This is a genomic window from Actinomyces oris, from assembly GCF_001937665.1.
GTDB lineage: Bacteria > Actinomycetota > Actinomycetes > Actinomycetales > Actinomycetaceae > Actinomyces > Actinomyces stomatis.
Genome location: NZ_MSKL01000026.1, coordinates 1 through 18,699 on the forward strand (window position 1 = coordinate 1; position 18,699 = coordinate 18,699).

The 18,699-nt window shown below is 69.3% G+C and carries 16 protein-coding genes and 2 rRNA genes; all 18 read left to right on the top strand.

Annotation, left to right across the window (positions count from 1 at the left end):
- Positions 1-139, top strand: a 23S ribosomal RNA gene (locus BKH28_RS10455); the annotation flags it as partial.
- 185 nt (positions 140-324) lie between these two features.
- Positions 325-442: ribosomal RNA gene (gene rrf / locus BKH28_RS10460) — 5S ribosomal RNA — on the top strand.
- Between the two features lie 732 nt (positions 443-1,174).
- Entirely contained in the window at positions 1,175-2,023 is an 849-nt protein-coding gene (locus BKH28_RS10470) for a hypothetical protein (RefSeq protein ID WP_075418745.1), read from the top strand.
- Positions 2,020-3,120, top strand: coding sequence for an HAD-IIA family hydrolase (locus BKH28_RS10475; protein WP_081380117.1), 1,101 nt, complete (start codon positions 2,020-2,022; stop codon positions 3,118-3,120). The genes BKH28_RS10470 and BKH28_RS10475 overlap by 4 nt, the downstream gene beginning before the upstream one ends.
- A gap of 85 nt (positions 3,121-3,205) precedes the next feature.
- The gene (locus BKH28_RS10480; RefSeq protein WP_081380118.1) at positions 3,206-3,460 is read left to right on the top strand and encodes a hypothetical protein; all 255 of its coding nucleotides are present in this window, start codon (positions 3,206-3,208) and stop codon (positions 3,458-3,460) included.
- A gap of 1 nt (position 3,461) precedes the next feature.
- Positions 3,462-4,334, top strand: coding sequence for a TlyA family RNA methyltransferase (locus BKH28_RS10485; RefSeq protein ID WP_075418747.1), 873 nt, complete (start codon positions 3,462-3,464; stop codon positions 4,332-4,334).
- Between the two features lie 113 nt (positions 4,335-4,447).
- Positions 4,448-5,407, top strand: coding sequence for an NAD kinase (locus BKH28_RS10490; protein WP_075418748.1), 960 nt, complete (start codon positions 4,448-4,450; stop codon positions 5,405-5,407).
- Positions 5,404-7,212: a DNA repair protein RecN gene (gene recN, locus BKH28_RS10495; RefSeq protein WP_075418749.1), complete on the top strand. Its 1,809-nt coding sequence runs from the start codon at positions 5,404-5,406 to the stop codon at positions 7,210-7,212. The genes BKH28_RS10490 and recN overlap by 4 nt, the downstream gene beginning before the upstream one ends.
- A complete protein-coding gene (gene steA / locus BKH28_RS10500) occupies positions 7,209-8,414 on the top strand; it encodes a putative cytokinetic ring protein SteA (protein ID WP_075418750.1) in 1,206 nt (401 codons plus the stop codon). The genes recN and steA overlap by 4 nt, the downstream gene beginning before the upstream one ends.
- A gap of 58 nt (positions 8,415-8,472) precedes the next feature.
- Entirely contained in the window at positions 8,473-9,402 is a 930-nt protein-coding gene (locus BKH28_RS10505; RefSeq protein WP_075418751.1) for a copper transporter, read from the top strand.
- Positions 9,403-9,480: 78 nt separating this feature from the next.
- Positions 9,481-10,398, top strand: a complete 918-nt coding sequence (locus BKH28_RS10510) for a hypothetical protein (protein WP_075418752.1) — start codon at positions 9,481-9,483, stop codon at positions 10,396-10,398.
- Entirely contained in the window at positions 10,398-12,047 is a 1,650-nt protein-coding gene (gene murJ, locus BKH28_RS10515; RefSeq protein ID WP_075418753.1) for a murein biosynthesis integral membrane protein MurJ, read from the top strand. The genes BKH28_RS10510 and murJ overlap by 1 nt, the downstream gene beginning before the upstream one ends.
- A complete protein-coding gene (locus tag BKH28_RS10520; protein WP_075418754.1) occupies positions 12,044-13,207 on the top strand; it encodes a glycosyltransferase family 4 protein in 1,164 nt (387 codons plus the stop codon). The genes murJ and BKH28_RS10520 overlap by 4 nt, the downstream gene beginning before the upstream one ends.
- Positions 13,208-13,288: 81 nt before the next feature.
- Positions 13,289-13,993: an NUDIX domain-containing protein gene (locus BKH28_RS10525; protein ID WP_075418755.1), complete on the top strand. Its 705-nt coding sequence runs from the start codon at positions 13,289-13,291 to the stop codon at positions 13,991-13,993.
- Positions 13,994-14,324: 331 nt separating this feature from the next.
- Positions 14,325-15,059: a helix-turn-helix transcriptional regulator gene (locus BKH28_RS10530; protein ID WP_075418756.1), complete on the top strand. Its 735-nt coding sequence runs from the start codon at positions 14,325-14,327 to the stop codon at positions 15,057-15,059.
- Positions 15,056-16,495 carry a Fe-S cluster assembly protein SufB gene (gene sufB, locus BKH28_RS10535; RefSeq protein ID WP_075418757.1) on the top strand — a complete coding sequence of 480 codons (1,440 nt, stop codon included), beginning with the start codon at positions 15,056-15,058 and terminating at the stop codon, positions 16,493-16,495. Before BKH28_RS10530 ends, sufB begins: the two co-directional genes overlap by 4 nt.
- Before the next feature lie 88 nt (positions 16,496-16,583).
- Positions 16,584-17,849, top strand: a complete 1,266-nt coding sequence (sufD, locus tag BKH28_RS10540; RefSeq protein ID WP_075418758.1) for a Fe-S cluster assembly protein SufD — start codon at positions 16,584-16,586, stop codon at positions 17,847-17,849.
- A 67-nt stretch (positions 17,850-17,916) separates the two neighbouring features.
- The gene (gene sufC, locus BKH28_RS10545) at positions 17,917-18,666 is read left to right on the top strand and encodes a Fe-S cluster assembly ATPase SufC (protein ID WP_075418759.1); all 750 of its coding nucleotides are present in this window, start codon (positions 17,917-17,919) and stop codon (positions 18,664-18,666) included.
- The last annotated feature ends 33 nt before the right edge of the window (positions 18,667-18,699 follow it).

Here is an 18,699-nt window from a genome sequence, read left to right on the forward strand (position 1 = left end):
CTTCAAGATAAGGTCTCCACAGGGCACCTCGGTGTCCTGGTAGGCCCCCAGCAGACTACTGGGTTGATAGGCCAGGAGTGGAAGACCGGCAACGGTCTGCAGAGCTGACTGGTACTAATAGGCCAACACAAACAACAACACCCCCACACCCGGGGGTAGTGAGAGTAAGAGCGTGAGCGTCCACTATACGGTCCACACCCAACCCAACCACCAACCACACACAAGCACCCAGCGTGCTCGTGCGTGCGTGGTTTAACGGGGGCAGCCAGACGGATAACCGAATAACCGCACCAGACGACGGTAACGCACTGCCCGACCAGTCGTCTCGGTGGTCACAGCGACAGGGAAACGCCCGGCACCCATCCCGAACCCGGAAGCTAAGCCTGACAGCGCCGATGGTACTGCACCCGCCAGGGTGCGGGAGAGTAGGACACCACCGAGCACAAACCACCAGTATCGGGTCGGTTCTCACAACAGATGTGGGAGCCGACCCGATACCCCTATATACCCACACACAACACAGCACTCAGCACGCAGCTCCAAACAGCGCGCGCCTCACTGCGTGTTACCGGGTCTCGTTACGCCTGAGAGCCTCGCTCCAGGTAGGCTCCTCCCAGGTATTCAAGGACAGCGGGGGAACTGACGGCAGTCCCGGAGTGAAAGAAGGACCATGGCGTATCAGGACCGTCAGCACGGGTCGGACCACGGCGACGCAGGTCGGCGTCGTCGCAGCGGTGAGCGGCACGGCTTCGGCGCACGCAGCCGTTTCACGGGGGATGAAGGACACTCTCGGCGCAGTGAGCGCGCAGGACGGGATGACGAGTCCTACGGCTCCCGTGGGCACTCCCAGCGGTCGGGCCATGACGAACACTCTCCTCGCAACGATCGCCGGCACCGTGACAACTGGCGCGGTGAACGGCGTCGAGACGGGGACAACGGTGACAGGCGCGCTGACCGTAGCGGTAGGAGACCAGGTCGTTTCAACGATCACTCCGGGCGTAAGGACTCGCGGGACAGACGGGACGATCGTCGAGGTCGCCCGCCGCAGCGTCAGCGCGTCCCCGAGCCCAAGGTTCCGGACGACGTTGAGCCCGCAGATCTTGAGCGCGGTGCGCGGGCCGAGTTGCGTGCCCTGGGCCGCGCCAACGCGGAGAACGTTGCCCGGCATCTGGTCATGGTTCAGCGTCTCCTCAACGACGATCCTCAGACCGCTTATGAGCACGCGCGCTACGCCTCCTCCCACGCGGGCCGTGTCGCCGTCGTCCGGGAGACGACAGGTATCGCCGCATACCTCGCCGGCCACTACAGCGAGGCGCTCCGAGAGATTCGTGCCGCCAGGCGACTGTCCGGCCTCGATCTCCACCGGGCGATCGAGGTCGACTGCGAGCGAGCACTGGGCCACGTCGACAAGGCCCTCCAAGCCGCTCAGGCGGCCGATCTACGCCAGCTCGACGAGATTGAACGGGCCGAGCTGGCCATGGTCGTCTCCAGTCTTCGTCACGACATGGGCCAGACCGATCTCGGTCTGATCGTCATCGAGGACGCCATCAGGGCACGCCCCTCTGACAGCGAGACCCTTAGACGCCTGCACTCGGTGCGCGCCGACCGGCTCGAGGAGCTTGGGCGGCACCAGGAGGCGGAGGCCATCCGCGACCGTATCGGCCCTGAGCCGGTGGAGGAGGACGAGGTCGAGGTCTTCGATATCGAGGACGACTACGACTCCCAGGCCGAGGAGCAAGGCATTCCGGAGAGGTCCGACACTCAGGCCGCCACCGATTCCGGCGGCGACCGGAACGACGAGGCGGAGAGTGAGCCGAGAGAGGCCTTAGAGGCTCCGGGTGAGGCCGTCCAGGACGAGGCCTCAGCAGACCTCGATCCTCGCGATGAGCCTATGGACCAGGACGAGGACGCCCAGTGGTCGCAGTCCTTCGCCGAGCGTGTCGAGGCCGAGATGGCCGAACTGCTTCAGGACGCGAATGAACCCCCGACGCCTTCCACCAACGCCTCTGAGGAGCCCCGATGACTATGCCCCAGGCCGCTGCCGCTGCTGCTCCCGCCAGCCTTCTGGGCAGCGAGCAGCCCCTGTGCGCCGCCTACGACGTCGCCCTGCTGGACCTTGACGGCGTGTGCTTCGCCGGAGAGGCCCGAGTGCCTTATGCCGCCGACAACGTCAACGCCGCCCGCAGGGCCGGCATGCACCTGTCCTTCGTCACCAACAACGCCTCACGGGCCCCTCAAACGGTCGTGGACAAGCTGGCGGCCAACGGCATCACCGCCGAGGCGTCGGAGGTCTTCAGCGCCGCCATGGACGCGGCCGCCATGCTCACTGAGCACGTTGAACCGGGCTCCACGGTGCTTGTCGTCGGAGGCGACGGAGTCCGCCAGGCCCTCCTCGACGAGGGCTTCCAGGTGACCAGCAGTGCGCAGGACGAACCGGTCGCCGTCGTCCAGGGCTGGGACCCTGCGGTCGACTGGGCACTGCTGTCTGAAGGCGTCTACGCCATCAATGCCGGGGCCCTCCACGTGGCCACCAACCTTGACGCGACCCTGCCCACCGAGCGGGGCTTCGCCCTGGGCAACGGCAGCCTCGTGGCCGCCGTCGTCCACGCCTCCGGCAAGGAGCCCCTGGCCGGGGGTAAGCCCTTCCCCGGCATCTACACGCGTGCCCTCAAGCGGGCCGGTGGGACCAGGCCCCTGGCGGTCGGGGACCGGCTCAACACCGACCACGTCGGGGCCCGGGCCGCCGGGATCCCCGGGCTCCACGTTCTCACCGGTGTCTCAGACGCGCGAGACGTCATCTCCGCGCCGGCCACCGAGCGTCCCAGCTTCCTTCACACCGACCTGCGTGGCCTGACTGCGCCCCACCCCGAGCCCGTGCGAACCGAGGAGGACGGCCAGGTGTGGTGGCGGGTCGGCAACCGCAGCGCCCGCGTCGTCGGCTCCGGGCTCGAGCTCCAGGGCGCCGGCGCCGTGTCCTCACCGGACGGCGCTCCCGTGCGTATTGACCTGGACTCCTACCGGGCGCTGGCCGTGGCCGCCTGGGACTGGGCCGACGCCCAGGGCCGCCCGGGTGAGGCCGCAGCGCTGGAGCTGCCCGAGATCGAGGTGATCGAGCCCTGAGAACCTGGCCGGGGCTGGAGAGGCGCCTCAGGAGGGGAAGAGGAACACGCCGCGGCAGCTCGAACGATGTCGATGGGAGTCAGGAATGAGCCGCAACGAGTCGATAACCGACATCGGAGAGGAGACGCCGGCGATGGCGGATCCCGCGCACCGACCGGCGCCTCGGCCTCCGGTGCCCGCGCCCCCGCGAGCCGATGTCGCCCTGACGGCAGCCCAAGGGCTCAATGACCGCGCCGACGAGCTCACCGAGATAGCTCAGATGCCCCTGGAGGAGCGAGCAGCTGCCTTGTCCGCCATCCACGAGGACCTCGCCTCCGTCCTGCACAAGGCGGAAGGCTGACATGGCCCGGCTGATCCGCATCGACTCAGAGCTCGTGCGTCGTGGGCTGGCCCGTTCCCGTACCCACGCTGCCACCCTCGTCACCGACGGTCACGTCACCCTCGACGGCGAGGTCGTCACTAAGCCCGCCCGTCAGGTCAACCCGGCCCAGGCCATCGAGATCCTGGCGCCCTCCGGAGAGGACTACGTCTCCCGCGGCGCCCACAAGCTCGCCGGTGCGTTGGACGCGCTGGACCGGCACGGTCTGGCGCCCCGTATTGAGGGCCGCCGCTGCCTGGATGCCGGTGCCTCGACCGGGGGCTTCACCGACGTCCTCCTGCGCCGCGGTGCTGAGCACGTCGTGGCCGTCGACGTCGGCTACGGCCAGCTGGCCTGGTCGCTGCGCTCCGACCCTCGCGTCACCGCCCTGGACCGCACCAACATCCGCACGCTGGATCCCGAGGCCGTCGCCCCGGCTCCGGAGCTGGTCGTGGGCGACCTGTCCTTCATCTCCCTGACGCTGGTCCTCGAGCCGTTGCTGCGTGCCGCGGCCGACGACGCCGACCTTCTGCTCATGGTCAAGCCCCAGTTCGAGGTGGGCAAGGATCGGATCGGGCACGGGGGAGTGGTGCGCGACCCGGATCTCCACGTGGAGACCGTCATGACGGTGGCTGAGCGAGCGCACGCCCTGGGTGTGGGAGTGGACGCCGTGACCGCCTCCCCGTTGCCGGGTCCCGCCGGTAACGTTGAGTACTTCCTGAGCATGCACGCCTCCCGCGCCGGTTGCCCCGGGGACCTGCGCGGAGACGAGTTGCGCTCGAGCATCGAGGATGCCGTTGCTGCCGGACCCGCGGCGGGCGGCCCACGACGACGCAGAACAAGGACCCACCCATGAGCAAGCTGAGCCCTTCAGACACCAGTGCTGCATCGCGGCCGGCTGAGTCGGCCGGCCTTCAGACCTTGGAGCAACCGGGAACGGAGCAGCATTGCCGGAGGATCTCGCGCGTCATGCTGCTGCAGCGCGAGCTCAACGACAAGCCCGTTCCCGTTCCCCGGCCCAGTGCTCCGACGACCACCGCTGTGGCTCGGGCATCAGCGGCGCTGCGTGCCCACGGTGTCGAGCCGGTCGGCCCGGACTGCACAGACCACGTCGACCTCGTCCTGGTGCTCGGCGGTGACGGCACGATCCTGCGCGCCTTCGAGATCGCCCGTGAGCGGGACATCCCCCTGGTGGGCATCAACACCGGCCACGTCGGTTTCCTGGCCGAGGCCGACCCCGACGGCATCGAGCAGGTTGTTGCAGATCTGGTCGCCGGCCGCTACACGGTCGAGACCCGCACCACCTTGAACGTGGAGGTCATCTGTCCTGACGGAACGGTCACTCGCGATTGGGCCCTCAACGAGGCGGCCCTGGAGAAGCGTGACCGCGCCCGCATGATCGAGGTCGCCATCGGTGTTGACGGCCAGGCCGTGTCCTCCTTCGGCTGCGATGGCCTCATCATGGCCACGCCCACCGGCTCGACCGCCTACGCGTTCTCCTGTGGCGGCCCCGTCATCTGGCCTGAGGTCGAGGCACTCCTCCTGGTGCCCGTGGCTGCGCACGCCCTGTTCACCCGCCCCCTGGTCCTGGGCCCCAACTCCTGCATGGAGGTCGTGGTCCAACGGGTGGGCTTCGGAGGCGCCGAGATCTGGTGCGACGGCAGACGCAGCCTGGACGTGCCGGTCGGTGCCAGGATCCGCGTCACCCGGGCGGAGCGTCCGGTGCGCCTGGCACGTTTCAACGAGGCCCCCTTCGCCAGCCGTCTAGTGCGCAAGTTCGACCTGCCCGTGGAGGGGTGGCGGGCCTCCAGTAGCGCCGACGAGGCATACTCATCTGAGGATGATGTGCTGCACCAGCAGCAGGTCACCACTGCCGAAAAGAGCGCCGACGGTGAGAGCCGGCGGGACTCCTCGGGAGGAACGGCGTGATCGAGTCTTTGCACATCGAGGACCTCGGTGTCATCGAGGAGGCTGATCTTCCCCTCAGTCGGGGCCTGACCGCCCTGACCGGCGAGACCGGTGCCGGCAAGACGATGGTGCTCACCTCCCTCGGGCTGCTGCTGGGGCAGCGGGCCGAGACCACCATCGTGCGGACCGGTGCCGAGCGCAGCCTGGTTGAGGGCGCCTTCCTGGTCGACCCGGACTCGCACGTTGCCGCCCGCGTCGTCGAGGCCGGGGGCGATCTCGACGACGACCTCCTCCTGGCCTCTCGCACGGTTCCCTCCTCCGGACGCTCCCGCGCGTATCTGGGAGGGCGCTCAGTGCCGGCCTCGGTTCTCAGCGAGGTGGGTGGCCGCCTGGTCTCCGTCCACGGCCAGGCCGACCAGCTGCGACTGCGTTCGACCGCGGCCCAACGCGCTGCTCTGGACTCACTGGGTGGCCAGGACCATGCCGCCCTGTGCCGCCGCTATGCCCGGGCCTACCAGGCGCGCCGACAGGCTGACCAGGAGCTCCAGGAGTGGCAGGCATCCGCTCAGGCCCGAGCCGTTGAGGTGGCGCAGCTGCGTACCTGGCTCGAGGCCCTGGAGGAGATCGACCCCCGCAGCGGTGAGGACCGGGACCTGACGGCGGAGGCCGAGCGACTCGACCACGCCGAGGACCTGCGCAGAGCCGCCACCGGCGCCCGCACCGCACTCAGCGGAGAGGAGTCCGCCACCGGGCAGGCGCCCGATGTCGTCTCCCTCATCGCCCACGCTCACCGCAGCCTGGCTGTCGAGTCCGACCGCGATCCCGCCCTGGCCGAGCTGGCCACACGCACCCAGCGACTGGGCATCGACGCAGCCGATATCGCCGCCGAGCTGAGTGGATACCTGTCCTCACTGAGCGCCGACCCGGCTCGTCTCGCCCAGGTCCAGGACCGCCGCGGGGAGCTCGCTCGCGCCTGCCGGGAGATCGGCGGGCCTCAGGAGCAGCTCGACGACGTCGATGCCCTCCTGGCCTGGGGGCAGCGCGCAGCCGCGCGCCTGGCCGAGCTCGACGGGCCGCAGGACACCGCCACCGTCCTGGCCGAGCGCCTGGCCGCTGCCGACGAGGAGCTGGCCGGTGCTGGCGAGGAGCTGAGCCGGGCTCGTCGTCGGCTCGGCGAGCGTCTTGAACAGGCCGTCACCGCAGAGCTGGAGGGCCTGGAGATGAAGGGCGCCCGGCTCGTCGTCGAGCTGGACCGGCTCGATGAGCCTGGACCCACAGGCCTTGAGAGCGTCGCCCTCACACTCGTCTCACACCCCGGTGCGCCCGCCCTGCCCCTGGGGAAGGGGGCATCGGGAGGCGAGCTGTCCCGCATCATGCTCGCCCTGGAGGTGGTGCTCGCCGACGCCGCGGCCTCCGCGCGCCCCTCGACCCATACCCGCACCCTCGTCTTCGACGAGATCGACGCCGGCGTGGGAGGCCGGGCCGCTCGGGAGATCGGCAGGCGCCTGGCCCGCCTGGCACGACATCACCAGGTCATCGTGGTCACCCACCTGGCCCAGGTGGCGGCATGGGCTGACACCCACCTCGTGGTGCGCAAGGAGACAGTGCCCGAACCCGAATCCGGTCCCGGCCTTTCAGAGGCGTCGGCAAGGAATGTGAGAAAGTCCCAGACGGGACGCACCCGCACACAGGTCTTCGTCGTCGAAGGCCAGGAGAGAGAACGGGAGCTGGCCAGAATGCTCTCCGGGCACGAGGACTCCCAGGCCGCGGTCCGGCACGCCGCTGAGCTTCTCCAGGAAGCAGTCGTGGGACAATCCGAGCCGTGAGGAATCCCTTCCGCAGTAAGTCTGCGTCCGTCTCCGAGCGTCCCAGCGGTGTCGTACGCGTCGACGCGCGCACGAAGAAGCTCACCAAGCGTCTCCAGCCCGGGGAGATCGCCATCATCGACCACACCGACCTTGATCGGGTGGCCGCAGAGGCGTTGGTGGAGTGCGGTGCCTCAGCGGTCCTCAACGCATCCCCGTCCATCTCCGGGCGCTACCCGAACCTCGGCCCCGGCATCCTCCTCGACGCGGGAATCCCGCTCGTAGATGATCTGGGCCCCGACATCATGCGGCTGCACGACGGCCAGCGCATCACCGTCGAGGAAGGCTCGGTGCGTGTCGAGGGCAAGGAGCAGGTCATTGCCGAGGGCTCGGTCCAGACCAAGCAGACCGTCGCCGTGGCCATGGAGGAGGCCCAGAAGGGCCTGGCCGTTCAGCTGGAGGCCTTCGCCGCCAACACCATGGAGTACATGCGCGGGGAGTGGGACCTGCTCCTCAACGGTGTCGGCATGCCCTCGCTGACCACGCGGATGAGCGGCAAGCACGTCCTGGTGGTCGTGCGCGGCTACTCCTACAAGGAGGACCTTCAGGCGCTCAAGCCCTACATCCGCGAGTACAAGCCCGTCATCATCGGCGTTGACGGAGGTGCCGACGCCGTCCTGGAGGCCGGCTTCAAACCGGCCATGGTCGTGGGTGACATGGACTCTGTGTCCGACAAGGCGCTCACCTGCGGTGCCGAGATCGTCGTTCACGCCTACCGCGACGGGCGCGCCCCGGGCCTGGCCCATGTCGAGGAGCTCGGGGTCGAGCACCATGTCTTCGCCGCCACCGGCACCAGTGAGGACATCGCCATGCTCATGGCCGATGAGGCCGGCGCCGAGATCATCGTGGCCCTGGGGACGCACGCCACCCTGCTGGAGTTCCTCGACAAGGGACGTGCCGGCATGTCCTCGACCTTCCTGACCCGGCTCAAGGTCGGTGGCCGCCTCATCGACGCCAAGGGCGTCTCCCAGCTCTACCGCACCCGCATCTCGGGATGGTGGCTGCTGTTCCTGGCCCTGGCGGGCACCTTCGCCCTGGCCATGGCCCTGATGTCCACGCCCGGTGGACAGACCTTCCTGGGACTGTCCGGTGCCGTGTGGGACGACATCGTCAACTTCTTCCGCACGCTGCTGGGCCTGGCCCCGAACTCACCCACCGTCTAACGACCCCCGCCCATCTGAGAGGCAGCCCCTCTCACGGTCATCTTCAAGGTCTTCAACCATGATCGACTTCCGCTATCACCTGGTATCGCTCATCTCCGTGTTCCTTGCCCTCGCCGTCGGGGTCGTCCTGGGAGCCGGCCCACTGCAGAACTCCCTGGGAACCGCGCTCAACGACCAGGTCACCGCCCTGCGTGAGAACCGCAACGCCACCCAGGCCAAGCTCGAGCAGACTGAGACGGCCGTCAACGAGCGGGACTCCTACATCACTCAGGCCGCCAGCAGTCTCCTGCCCGGAACCCTGGCCTCCAAGAACGTCGCCATGGTGCTTCTGCCCGACGCCAAGGCCGAGGACGCCGACGCCATCACCACCCAGCTCAAGAGCGCAGGCGCCACCGTCACCGGTCGGCTCAGCCTGACCAGCACGTGGGTGGACCTGTCGCGGGAGAACTACCGCTCCACCTTCTCCGGACAGGTCCAGGGGCACCTGGACAGCGCCACCTCCAAGGACGCCAACGGCATCCTGGGGGAGGCACTGGCCAAGGCCCTCACCGCCAACGACGACTCCTCCCGAGTCCTCATGGACATGCTGTCGGTGGACAAGTCCGGCACGCCCTTCGTCACCGTGGACTCCACGCCCACCGGGCCTGCGGAGATGATCGTCGTCGTCGGGCCGCGCCCGCAGGCCGCCTCCGGCAAGGGGGCGACGGTCGAGGCATCACCGGGCCAGGACCCCAAGGCCTGGGCCAAGGCGCTGGCGGGTACAGCCGGTCGGGCGCCCACAGTCGTCGTCGGCTCCGCCGACGGCGACGACAACGTCGTCAGCATCATCCGCTCCGAGGGTGCGAAGGTGACCACCATCGACTCCGTCGGCCAGATCGCCGCCTCGGTCTCCACGCCCCTGGCCCTGGCCTCCACCCGGGCGGGAACCATCGGCCACTACGGCTTCGACAAGGGAGCCGACGCCGTCATGCCGCCAGTGACCAAGTAGCCCCTGTTCTCAGGCGCTCCGGCCTCGTCACGGGCGCCGACGCCGCGATCCACCCTCGCCCTGCCTTAGGCTGAGTCCATGGCTGGCACGATCACGCGAGTAAGCTCCTGCGCCCGACGCCTGGCGCAGGTGGGGGGCAAGGCTGCGGGCGTCACCCTGTCCTGGTCCGCCTCTCTGGCGCCCATCGCCCAGGGCCTGGAGCGCACCAACTTCCATGGCCGCACCGTGAGCCTGCGCGGGGGCGTGGGAGCCGCGGTCGGCGCCGTGACGGCCGGAATTGAGACCGGCAGACTCATGGGGGGCGGGACCGCATCGTCCTCACGGACAGGGCTTGCCGCCACCCTCGCGGCTGCGGCCGGCGGGTGCGCCGGCCTGGTCGATGACCTCGATGCCGGTGCCCACGACGGCGACACTCCCGCCAAGGGGCTCAAGGGCCATCTGACCGCCCTCGCCCACGGACGCGTCACCACAGGAGCCCTCAAGATCGCCGTCATCGGCTCAGGGGCGCTTGTCAGCGGTGTCCTCCTGGCCCGCCACCGCGGCTCGGGCAACGGCGGACGCCCGCCGGCGACGATCGTCGCCGACGCCGCATCCAGTGCCGTGGTCATCGCGGCCTGGGCGAACCTGCTCAACCTGCTCGACCTGCGCCCCGGACGCGCGCTCAAGACCGCCTGCATCGTGAGCGCCCCGCTGCTGGCCACCCCCGGACGAGACGGCGAGTCCACTCGGTTGGTGGCCGCAGGAACCCTGGGAGTCAGCCTCATGGCCCTGCCGGAGGACCTCCTGGAGAACACGATGCTGGGCGACACCGGAGCCAACGCCGTCGGAGCCCTGCTGGGAACCGCTCTGGCATGCCACCCCCACGCCGCGGTGCGCGTCGGAGCCGCCCTGAGCGGGGTGAGCCTCATCCTGGCCAGTGAGAAGGTCTCCTTCTCCCGTGTCATCAGCGACACCCCGGTGCTGGCCGCACTCGATGGGCTGGGACGCCGCCCCTGATGGCATCCCAGCAACGCCGCGGCGGCCTGCTCTCAGTGGCCGGGTCCGTCGCAGGCCTGACCCTCGTCTCCCGCGTCCTGGGGTTCCTGCGCTGGCTCGTCCAGGCCGCCACCGTCGGCACAGGGACGGTGGCGGGTGCCTACACCACGGCCAACCAGCTGCCCAACACCCTCTACGAGGTCGTTGTCGGTGGCGTGCTGGCGGCCACCGTCGTCCCGCTCCTGGCCGCACCGATCGCCGCGGGCAGACGTGAGGAGGTCACCGCCACCGCCTCGGGGCTGCTCGGCCTGGTCCTGGCGGTCCTGACCCCGCTGTCCCTGGGGCTCATCATCCTGGCCACACCGATCGCAGCCCTGTTCCCCACCTCTCAGGGCGTGGACCCGGCGCTCCAGCACGAGCTCGTCGCCTCCTTCCTGCGCATGTTCGCCCTGCAAGTGCCCATGTACGGAGTGGCGGTCGTCCTCACCGGCGTCCTCCAGGCTCACAACCGCTTCACCTGGCCGGCTCTGACACCGATGCTCTCCAGCCTCGTGGTCATGGCGACCTACGGCCTCTACGGGGCGCTGGCCGGCGGTGACGACGCGACCGCCTCCAGCCTCGCCCTCCAGGTGCTCGGCTGGGGGACGACCCTCGGGGTGGCCGCACTCAGCCTCCCGCTGCTGTGGCCGGTCCACCGGCTGGGACTGGGGTTGCGCCCCACCCTGAGACTGGGGGGCTCCCAGGCCCGGCGGGCGCTGCGGCTCGGCGGCGCCGGGGTGTGGACGATCCTGGCTCAGCAGCTGAGCGTCCTGGTGGTCCTGGCCATGGCCCGCTGGGGCGGGCAGACCGGAACTGCGGCGGTCTACCAGTACACACAGGCCGTCTACGTCCTTCCCTACGCGGTGCTGGCCGTCCCGGTGGCCACCGTCCTCTACCCCCGCCTGACTGCCGCCTTCGAGGCCCGCACGCACCTGTCGGAGAGCTCTGGCAGCACTGGTGCGGATGAGGACGTCTCGCGTCTGGTCGCCACTTCCACGGCCCTGGTCACCGCCGTCGCCGTCGCCGGAACCGCCATGCTCCTGGCCGCCAGCACCGCCGCCGAGCGCTTCTTCTCCTTCAAGCAGGTCGACGGGATGGGCCAGGCGCTGGCCGTCCTGGCCCCGGGGCTGATCGGATACGCCCTCATCTACCAGGTCACCCGGGTCCTCTTCGCCGCCGACCGCTCTCGACCCGCCGCTCACGCCACCGCGGCCGGCTGGCTGACCGTGGCCGTGGCCTGCGCCACCTGCGTGCGCCTCATGGCCCCCTCCGGCGGGGACGGGCGCGCCACCCTCGTGGCACTGGGAGTAGGCACGACCATCGGGATGACGGTGGCTGGGGTGAGTCTGCTCGCCGTCCTGGCCCGGGTCATGGGAGGCCGGGTGCTGCGTGCGACTCTGACCGCGCTCGTCGCGGGGCTGCCCGTGGCCCTCGCCCTCGGGCTGGTTGTCCGTACAGTGACCACCCGCGTGACCTCCCTGCCCCTGGCCGTGATCACCGCTGTGACAGGTGCCGCCGCGGCAGCAGCCCTCGTCCTGGTAGCCATCCACCTGGCTGACCGCAGTCTCCTGGCATCAATACGTAGCGGCAGGTCAACGGTGAGGACGAAGGATGACAAGGAGAGACCATGAGTCCCAGCGGTGTTGAGAACATGAGCGAGTCCAGTGCCTCGCAGAGCCCGCACGCTGGGCGCCGGCGAATCCTCCAAGTGTGTGGATCAGCCGCCGGAGGGGTGCGGGCCCACCTGGCCGACTGCGCCCGGATCCTGGCCGCCGACGGCCACGACGTCATCGTCGAGGCACCCGCAGTCGTCCTTGACGGACTGGATGTCGATCCAGCTCGCGCCGAGGTACTCGAGATCGGCCCCCGCCCCAGCCCCAACGACACTCTGGCCGTGGCCAGGCTGCGTCGTCTGGGCAGACGCGCCCACGTCGTTCATGCCCACGGGCTGCGAGCCGGAGCCCTGGCCGCACTGGCCCTGGGACGACGCCGCCGTGGACGCACCCGGCTGGTCGTCACCCTCCACAACCTCACTGTCGGGGGACGCTTGACCACCCTGGTAGGGGACAGGCTCGAACGGCTCATCGCCCGGCGCGCCGACCTCATCCTTGCGGTCAGCCCAGACCTGGCTGAACGGGCCCGGGAGCTCGACGCCCCACGGGTCGAGCTCGCCATCATCCCTGCAGCGCCCCCACAGCAGTCCTCCGAAGCGAGTCCCTCCGACTCTGTTGCGCCGGGGGAGATCTGGCTGCAGGGTGGCGCGCGCCTGCTGACCGTTGCCCGCCTGGCTCCCCAGAAGGGCCTGCCGCTGCTGCTCGAGGCCGCCGCGATCCTCTCCCGCGAGGTCGACGCCGGCCGGCTGGCGGCCTTCACCTGGGCGCTCGCCGGAGACGGCCCCGGTGGGGCCGAGGCCTCTGAGCGCATCAGCGCCGAACACCTCCCGGTCACCCTCCTGGGGCGGCGAACCGACGCGCCGGCCCTCATGAAGGCAGCCGACATCGTCGTCCAGACCAGCCTGTGGGAGGGCCAGCCCCTCACCATCCAGGAGGCCTTGCGTGCCGGCGCCGCGATCGTTGCCACCGACGTCGGCGGTACCGCCGTCACCGCCAGGGGAGGAGCCGTCCTCGTGGCTCCCCAGGCCCAAGCCATCGCCGAGTCGCTCGGAACCCTCCTGAGCGACTCCGAGGCCCGCTTCCGCGCCGCTGAGCGCGCGCAGGAGGCGGCGGGGCGCCTTCCCGGGCTCGAGGACCTGGCGGCCCAGCTGCGCCAGGCGGTCCTCGACCTGCACTGAGCCGCCCCGCCCCGAGCGGTAGCATCATTGTGCCCGAGCGCCCGTCAACCATGACGCCGGCAGCGAGAAGAGGAGCCAATCGTGGACCACCCGGTGACGACGACCCGCAGCAGCGACGGATTAGGGAACAGCCTCGCCGACACGCGCGAACCGGGGCGGGAGCTGGTCGGCAGCGAACGGGTATGGAGCGGGCCGATCTTCGCCGTCGACGCCGACCACGTGCGCCTGGGGCCCGGTCAGGATCCGGTGGCCCGTCAGGTCGTCGTCCACCACGACGCCGTAGCCGTCGTCGCCCTGCGCGAGGGCGAGGCATCCTCCCAGACCGACGGTGCCGCGGAGATCCTCATGATTCGCCAGTACCGCCATCCCGTACGCGCCTGCCTGTGGGAGATTCCCGCCGGCCTGCTCGACGTGCCGGGGGAGGCCCCCGCCGTCGCCGCCGCCCGCGAGCTCGCTGAGGAGACCGACTACGCGGCGGCCACCTGGAACACGCTGGCCGAGTTCTACGCCTCGCCCGGCTTCACCACCGAGGGGGCCCGGATCTTCCTCGCCCAGGACCTGAGCCTGCTGCCCGAGGACCAGCGCACTGCCCGCGAGGCCGAGGAGGCCGAGTTCGTGCCCACCTGGGTCCGACTGGATGAGGCACTCGACGCCGTCATGGACGGCCGCCTGCACAACCCCTCCACCGTCCTGGGGGTCCTGGCCACGGCCCAGGCACGTTCCCGCGGCTGGGCAGGGCTGCGTCCCGCTGACGCCCCCTGGCTGCGCAGCCCAGAGAGCCTGTAGGAGTCTGCGCCGGGGCAGCGACAGCTTGAGTAACGGGGCACCGTCATATGCGGCAACCCACTAGTTAGGTATTCCTAGGTAAGGGTTACCTTTGATTAGGTGGCGTGTTCAATCCCACCCTGCGGCGCTCCGTCATGAACTTGCCAGTGTTGAATTCGGTAAGCAAGATCTTGGTTAAACTCGTGGCACGACGACCTGCGACGCCCTACAGCCGATCCTGGGCCAGCCCTTTGGCTGATTCTTGGAATCCTTCGGCCAACAAGGACGTGGTCGAACCGGCCGCAACGGGGTCAGGCCGTGAGGCGTCGCAGCGACTAGGGGAGGAGCAGTCATGACACAGAGTGACGATGACTCGACGCGGGCACGTGTGCTCGACCTCATCGCTGAGAAGGGCCCTGTCTCGGCGGCTCAGCTCGCCAAGGTCCTGAGCCTGACGCCGGCCGCCGTGCGCAGGCACATCACGGCGCTTGAGGACGCTGAGCAGATCGAGGTTCACACGCCGGCCCTGACGGGTAAGCGTGGCCGTGGTCGCCCGGCCCGGCACTATGTGCTGACGCCCAAGGCCCGCACCTCCTTCGCGGAGGGCTACTCCGACCTGGCCAACCGCGCCCTGCACTACCTGTCCCAGGTGGCCGGTGACAAGGCGGTCGACTCCTTCGCCGCGGCCAGGGGCCGTGATCTCGAGCGCCGCTACGCCACCGTCGTTGAGGCGGCAGGCAAGGACCCCTCGGAGCGGGCCCGCGCCCTGGCGGACGCCCTGACCCTCGACGGTTACGCGGCCTCGGTGCGCGACGTCGGGGACGGCTCCTTCGCCGTCCAGCTGTGCCAGGGCAACTGTCCGGTGCGTGACGTCGCCGGGGAGTTCCACGAGCTGTGCGACGCCGAGACGCAGGCCATCTCCAGGCTCGTCGGCGTCCCGGTCCAGCGTCTGGCCACCCTGGCCGGAGGCGGGCATGTCTGTACCACCCACATTCCGATCGCCATGCCCGCGCTGCGCAAGCGCGCGGTGCGGGCGGCGGCTAAGACGCGAGGCCTTGAGACCAAGCGAATGGAAGGAACCCGATGACACTGCCGACTACCGAGACCACTCGTAGCACCGACGACGAGATCATCGACTCGATCTCAACGAGCTACGACTTCGGCTGGCACGACTCCGACGAGGCCGGTGAGAAGGCCAAGCGAGGCCTTGATGAGCAGGTGGTCCGCGAGATCTCCGCCATCAAGGGTGAGCCGGAGTGGATGCTGGCCAAGCGTCTCAAGGCGTACTCCACCTTTGAGCGCAAGCCCATGCCCACCTGGGGCGTGGACCTCTCCAAGCTCGACATGGATGCCGTCAAGTACTACGTGCGCTCCACGGACCGGCCGGCCAACTCCTGGGACGACCTGCCCGAGGACATCAAGAACACCTACGACCGCATCGGCATCCCCGAGGCCGAGCGCGAGCGCCTGGTGGCGGGTGTGGCCGCCCAGTACGAGTCGGAGGTCGTCTACCACCAGATCCGCGGTGACCTGGAGGAGCAGGGCGTCATCTTCGTTGACACCGACACCGCCGTGCGCGAGTACCCCGAGCTCGTCAAGGAGTACTTTGGGACCGTGGTGCCCGCCGGCGACAACAAGTTCGCCGCCCTCAACACGGCCGTGTGGTCCGGGGGTTCCTTCATCTACGTCCCCAAGGGCGTCCACGTCGAGATCCCACTCCAGGCATACTTCCGCATCAACACGGAGAACATGGGCCAGTTCGAGCGCACGCTCATCATCGCCGACGAGGACTCCTACGTCCACTACGTCGAGGGCTGCACCGCCCCCATCTACTCCACCGACTCCCTGCACTCGGCGATCGTGGAGATCGTGGTCAAGAAGAACGCCCGCGTGCGCTACACGACCATCCAGAACTGGTCCAACAACGTCTACAACCTGGTGACCCAGCGCGCTACCTGCGAGGAGGGCGCCACCATGGAGTGGATCGACGGCAACATCGGCTCCAAACGGAACATGAAGTACCCGGCCGTCTTCCTCATGGGGCCCCACGCCCGTGGCGAGGCCCTGTCCATCGCCTTCGCCGGCGAGGACCAGCACCAGGACACCGGCGCCAAGATGGTCCACATGGCGCCCCACACCTCCAGCCACATCGTCTCCAAGTCGATCGCCCGTCACGGTGGCCGCAGCGCCTACCGCGGACTGGTGCAGATCATGAAGAACGCCCGGCACTCCAAGTCCAACGTGCTGTGCGACGCGCTCCTGGTCGACGAGATCTCCCGGTCGGACACCTACCCCTACGTCGACGTGCGCACCGACGACGTCGAGATGGGGCACGAGGCCACCGTCTCCAAGGTGAGTGCCGACCAGCTCTTCTACCTCATGCAGCGCGGGCTGACCGAGACCGAGGCCATGGCCACGATCGTGCGCGGCTTCGTCGAGCCCATTGCCCGGGAGCTGCCCATGGAGTACGCCCTCGAGCTCAACCGGCTCATCGAGCTGCAGATGGAGAACTCGGTGGGCTGACCCACCGCAGAGGTTCCTCTTCAACCCACCCAGCCTTCGACCCACACCTCATCACACCGGCCTGCTGCCGGCCAAGGAGCACCTCCACATGCCTGAACTCTCCACCGACCACTCGAGTGCCACGCTCGACGGCGCCCACTCCCACGGCGGGCCGCGCTACGTCTCCTCGCGCGCCGACCGCCCCACCTCCTTCGACCCCGCCGACATCCCGGTGCCGCGAGGCCGCGAGGAGGAGTGGCGCTTCACGCCGATGAAGCGCTTCGCCCCGCTGTTCGACCTCGACGCCATCCGCGCGGCCGCCGGCGCTGCCCAGACCGATGCCGGCGCCGTCCGTGTCGAGGCCGACCTCCCGGATGGTGCGAGCCTTGAGACCGTCCCACGCAGCGATGCCCGCATCGGCACCGTGGGCGCCCCGGTCGACCGCACCGGCATCACCGCCTGGAACGGTACCGAGACCGCCACCGTGCTGACCCTGGAACCGGGCGCCCAGCTCGAGCGTGCCGCCCGACTGAACGTCGTCGGTCAGGATGCGCAGCTCGCCCGCCCCACCGCCCAGCACATCCTCATCGCCGCCGAGTCCGGTTCCAAGGGAACCGTTGTTCTCGACCACACCGGCACCGCCGCCCTGACCCAGGGCGTCGAGGTGACGGTGGCCGACGGCGCCGAGCTCACCCTGGTGACCGTTCAGGGCTGGGAGGACGATGCCGTTCACGCCTCCAACCACCGGGTGAGGGTCTGCGGCCGCGGTGTCCTCAAGCACGTCGTCGTCAGTCTCGGCGGAGACGTGCGCATCTGCCCGGACCTGGGCTTCTCCGGCGAGGGCGGGCACATCGACGCCTACGGCGTCTACTTCACCGATGCCGGCCAGCACCAGGAGCACCGCCCGTACGTGGCCCACACCGAGCCCCACTGCTACTCGCGCGTCACCTACAAGGGCGCCCTCCAGGGCGAGGGCGCGCACGCCGTGTGGGTGGGGGACTGCCTCATCGGTCAGGCCGCCCGCGGCACAGACACTTATGAGCTCAACCGCAACCTGGTCCTGACCGAGGGGGCCAAGGCCGACTCCGTGCCGAACCTGGAGATCGAGAACGGCAACATCGAGGGGGCCGGCCACGCCAGCGCCACCGGCCGCTTCGACGACCAGCAGCTGTTCTACCTGCGTGCCCGCGGCATCCCCGAGACTGAGGCCCGCCGCCTCGTCGTCCTGGGCTTCTTCAACGAGATCGTCGCCGAGATCGGTGTCGATGAGGTCGAGGAGCGCCTCATGGCCGCCATTGAGAAGGAGCTCGAGCTCACCGGACTCATCACTGCCCGCACCGACCAGGAGCCCGTCGCCCTGCCGGCAGCCGAGTGACAGGCCGGGCCCGCACGACGGTCCGCCCACCCGCAACCAGACACAACCCAGCTGAAAGAAACGTCGCATGAGCACTCTGCAGATCAAGAACCTCCACGTCCAGGTGGCCACCAACGACGGCCCCAAGCCCATCCTCAAGGGTGTCGACCTGACCATCAACTCCAACCAGGTCCACGCCATCATGGGCCCCAACGGCTCGGGCAAGTCCACCCTGGCCTACTCCATCGCCGGTCACCCCGACTACGAGGTCACCGACGGAGAGGTCCTCCTCGACGGCGTCGACCTGCTTGAGATGAGCGTGGACGAGCGCGCCCGCGCCGGCCTCTTCCTGGCCATGCAGTACCCCGTCGAGGTCCCCGGCGTCACCGTGGCCAACTTCCTGCGCACGGCCAAGACCGCCATCGATGGCGAGGCCCCCAAGGTGCGCCAGTGGGTCGGCGAGGTCAACCAGGCCATGAAGAACCTGCGGATGGACCCCGCCTTCTCCCAGCGCGACGTCAACGCCGGCTTCTCCGGCGGTGAGAAGAAGCGCTTCGAGATCCTCCAGATGGAGCTGCTCCGGCCCCGCTTCGCCGTCCTGGACGAGACTGACTCCGGCCTGGACGTCGACGCCCTGCGCATCGTCTCCGAGGGCGTCAACCGCCTCCACGACGAGTCCGATGCCGGATTCCTCCTCATCACCCACTACACGCGCATCCTGCGCTACATCAAGCCCGACCACGTCCACGTCTTCGTTGACGGGCGCGTGGCCGAGGCCGGAGGACCCGACCTGGCTGATCGCCTGGAGGAAGAGGGCTACGACCGCTACCTGGCCTGACTGGCCTGTCCCGTGCCGGGGTCGACGACGGCG

Excerpts from the sequence above, each read along its gene's own strand:
- BKH28_RS10470 (WP_075418745.1), top strand. The coding sequence starts at position 1,175 with ATGGTTCAGCGTCTCCTCAACGACGATCCTCAGACCGCTTATGAGCAC.
- BKH28_RS10475 (WP_081380117.1), top strand. The coding sequence starts at position 2,020 with ATGACTATGCCCCAGGCCGCTGCCGCTGCTGCTCCCGCCAGCCTTCTG.
- BKH28_RS10480 (WP_081380118.1), top strand. The coding sequence starts at position 3,206 with ATGAGCCGCAACGAGTCGATAACCGACATCGGAGAGGAGACGCCGGCG.
- BKH28_RS10485 (WP_075418747.1), top strand. The coding sequence starts at position 3,462 with ATGGCCCGGCTGATCCGCATCGACTCAGAGCTCGTGCGTCGTGGGCTG.
- BKH28_RS10490 (WP_075418748.1), top strand. The coding sequence starts at position 4,448 with ATGCTGCTGCAGCGCGAGCTCAACGACAAGCCCGTTCCCGTTCCCCGG.
- BKH28_RS10505 (WP_075418751.1), top strand. The coding sequence starts at position 8,473 with ATGATCGACTTCCGCTATCACCTGGTATCGCTCATCTCCGTGTTCCTT.
- BKH28_RS10510 (WP_075418752.1), top strand. The coding sequence starts at position 9,481 with ATGGCTGGCACGATCACGCGAGTAAGCTCCTGCGCCCGACGCCTGGCG.
- murJ (WP_075418753.1), top strand. The coding sequence starts at position 10,398 with ATGGCATCCCAGCAACGCCGCGGCGGCCTGCTCTCAGTGGCCGGGTCC.
- BKH28_RS10520 (WP_075418754.1), top strand. The coding sequence starts at position 12,044 with ATGAGTCCCAGCGGTGTTGAGAACATGAGCGAGTCCAGTGCCTCGCAG.
- BKH28_RS10530 (WP_075418756.1), top strand. The coding sequence starts at position 14,325 with ATGACACAGAGTGACGATGACTCGACGCGGGCACGTGTGCTCGACCTC.
- sufB (WP_075418757.1), top strand. The coding sequence starts at position 15,056 with ATGACACTGCCGACTACCGAGACCACTCGTAGCACCGACGACGAGATC.
- sufD (WP_075418758.1), top strand. The coding sequence starts at position 16,584 with ATGCCTGAACTCTCCACCGACCACTCGAGTGCCACGCTCGACGGCGCC.
- sufC (WP_075418759.1), top strand. The coding sequence starts at position 17,917 with ATGAGCACTCTGCAGATCAAGAACCTCCACGTCCAGGTGGCCACCAAC.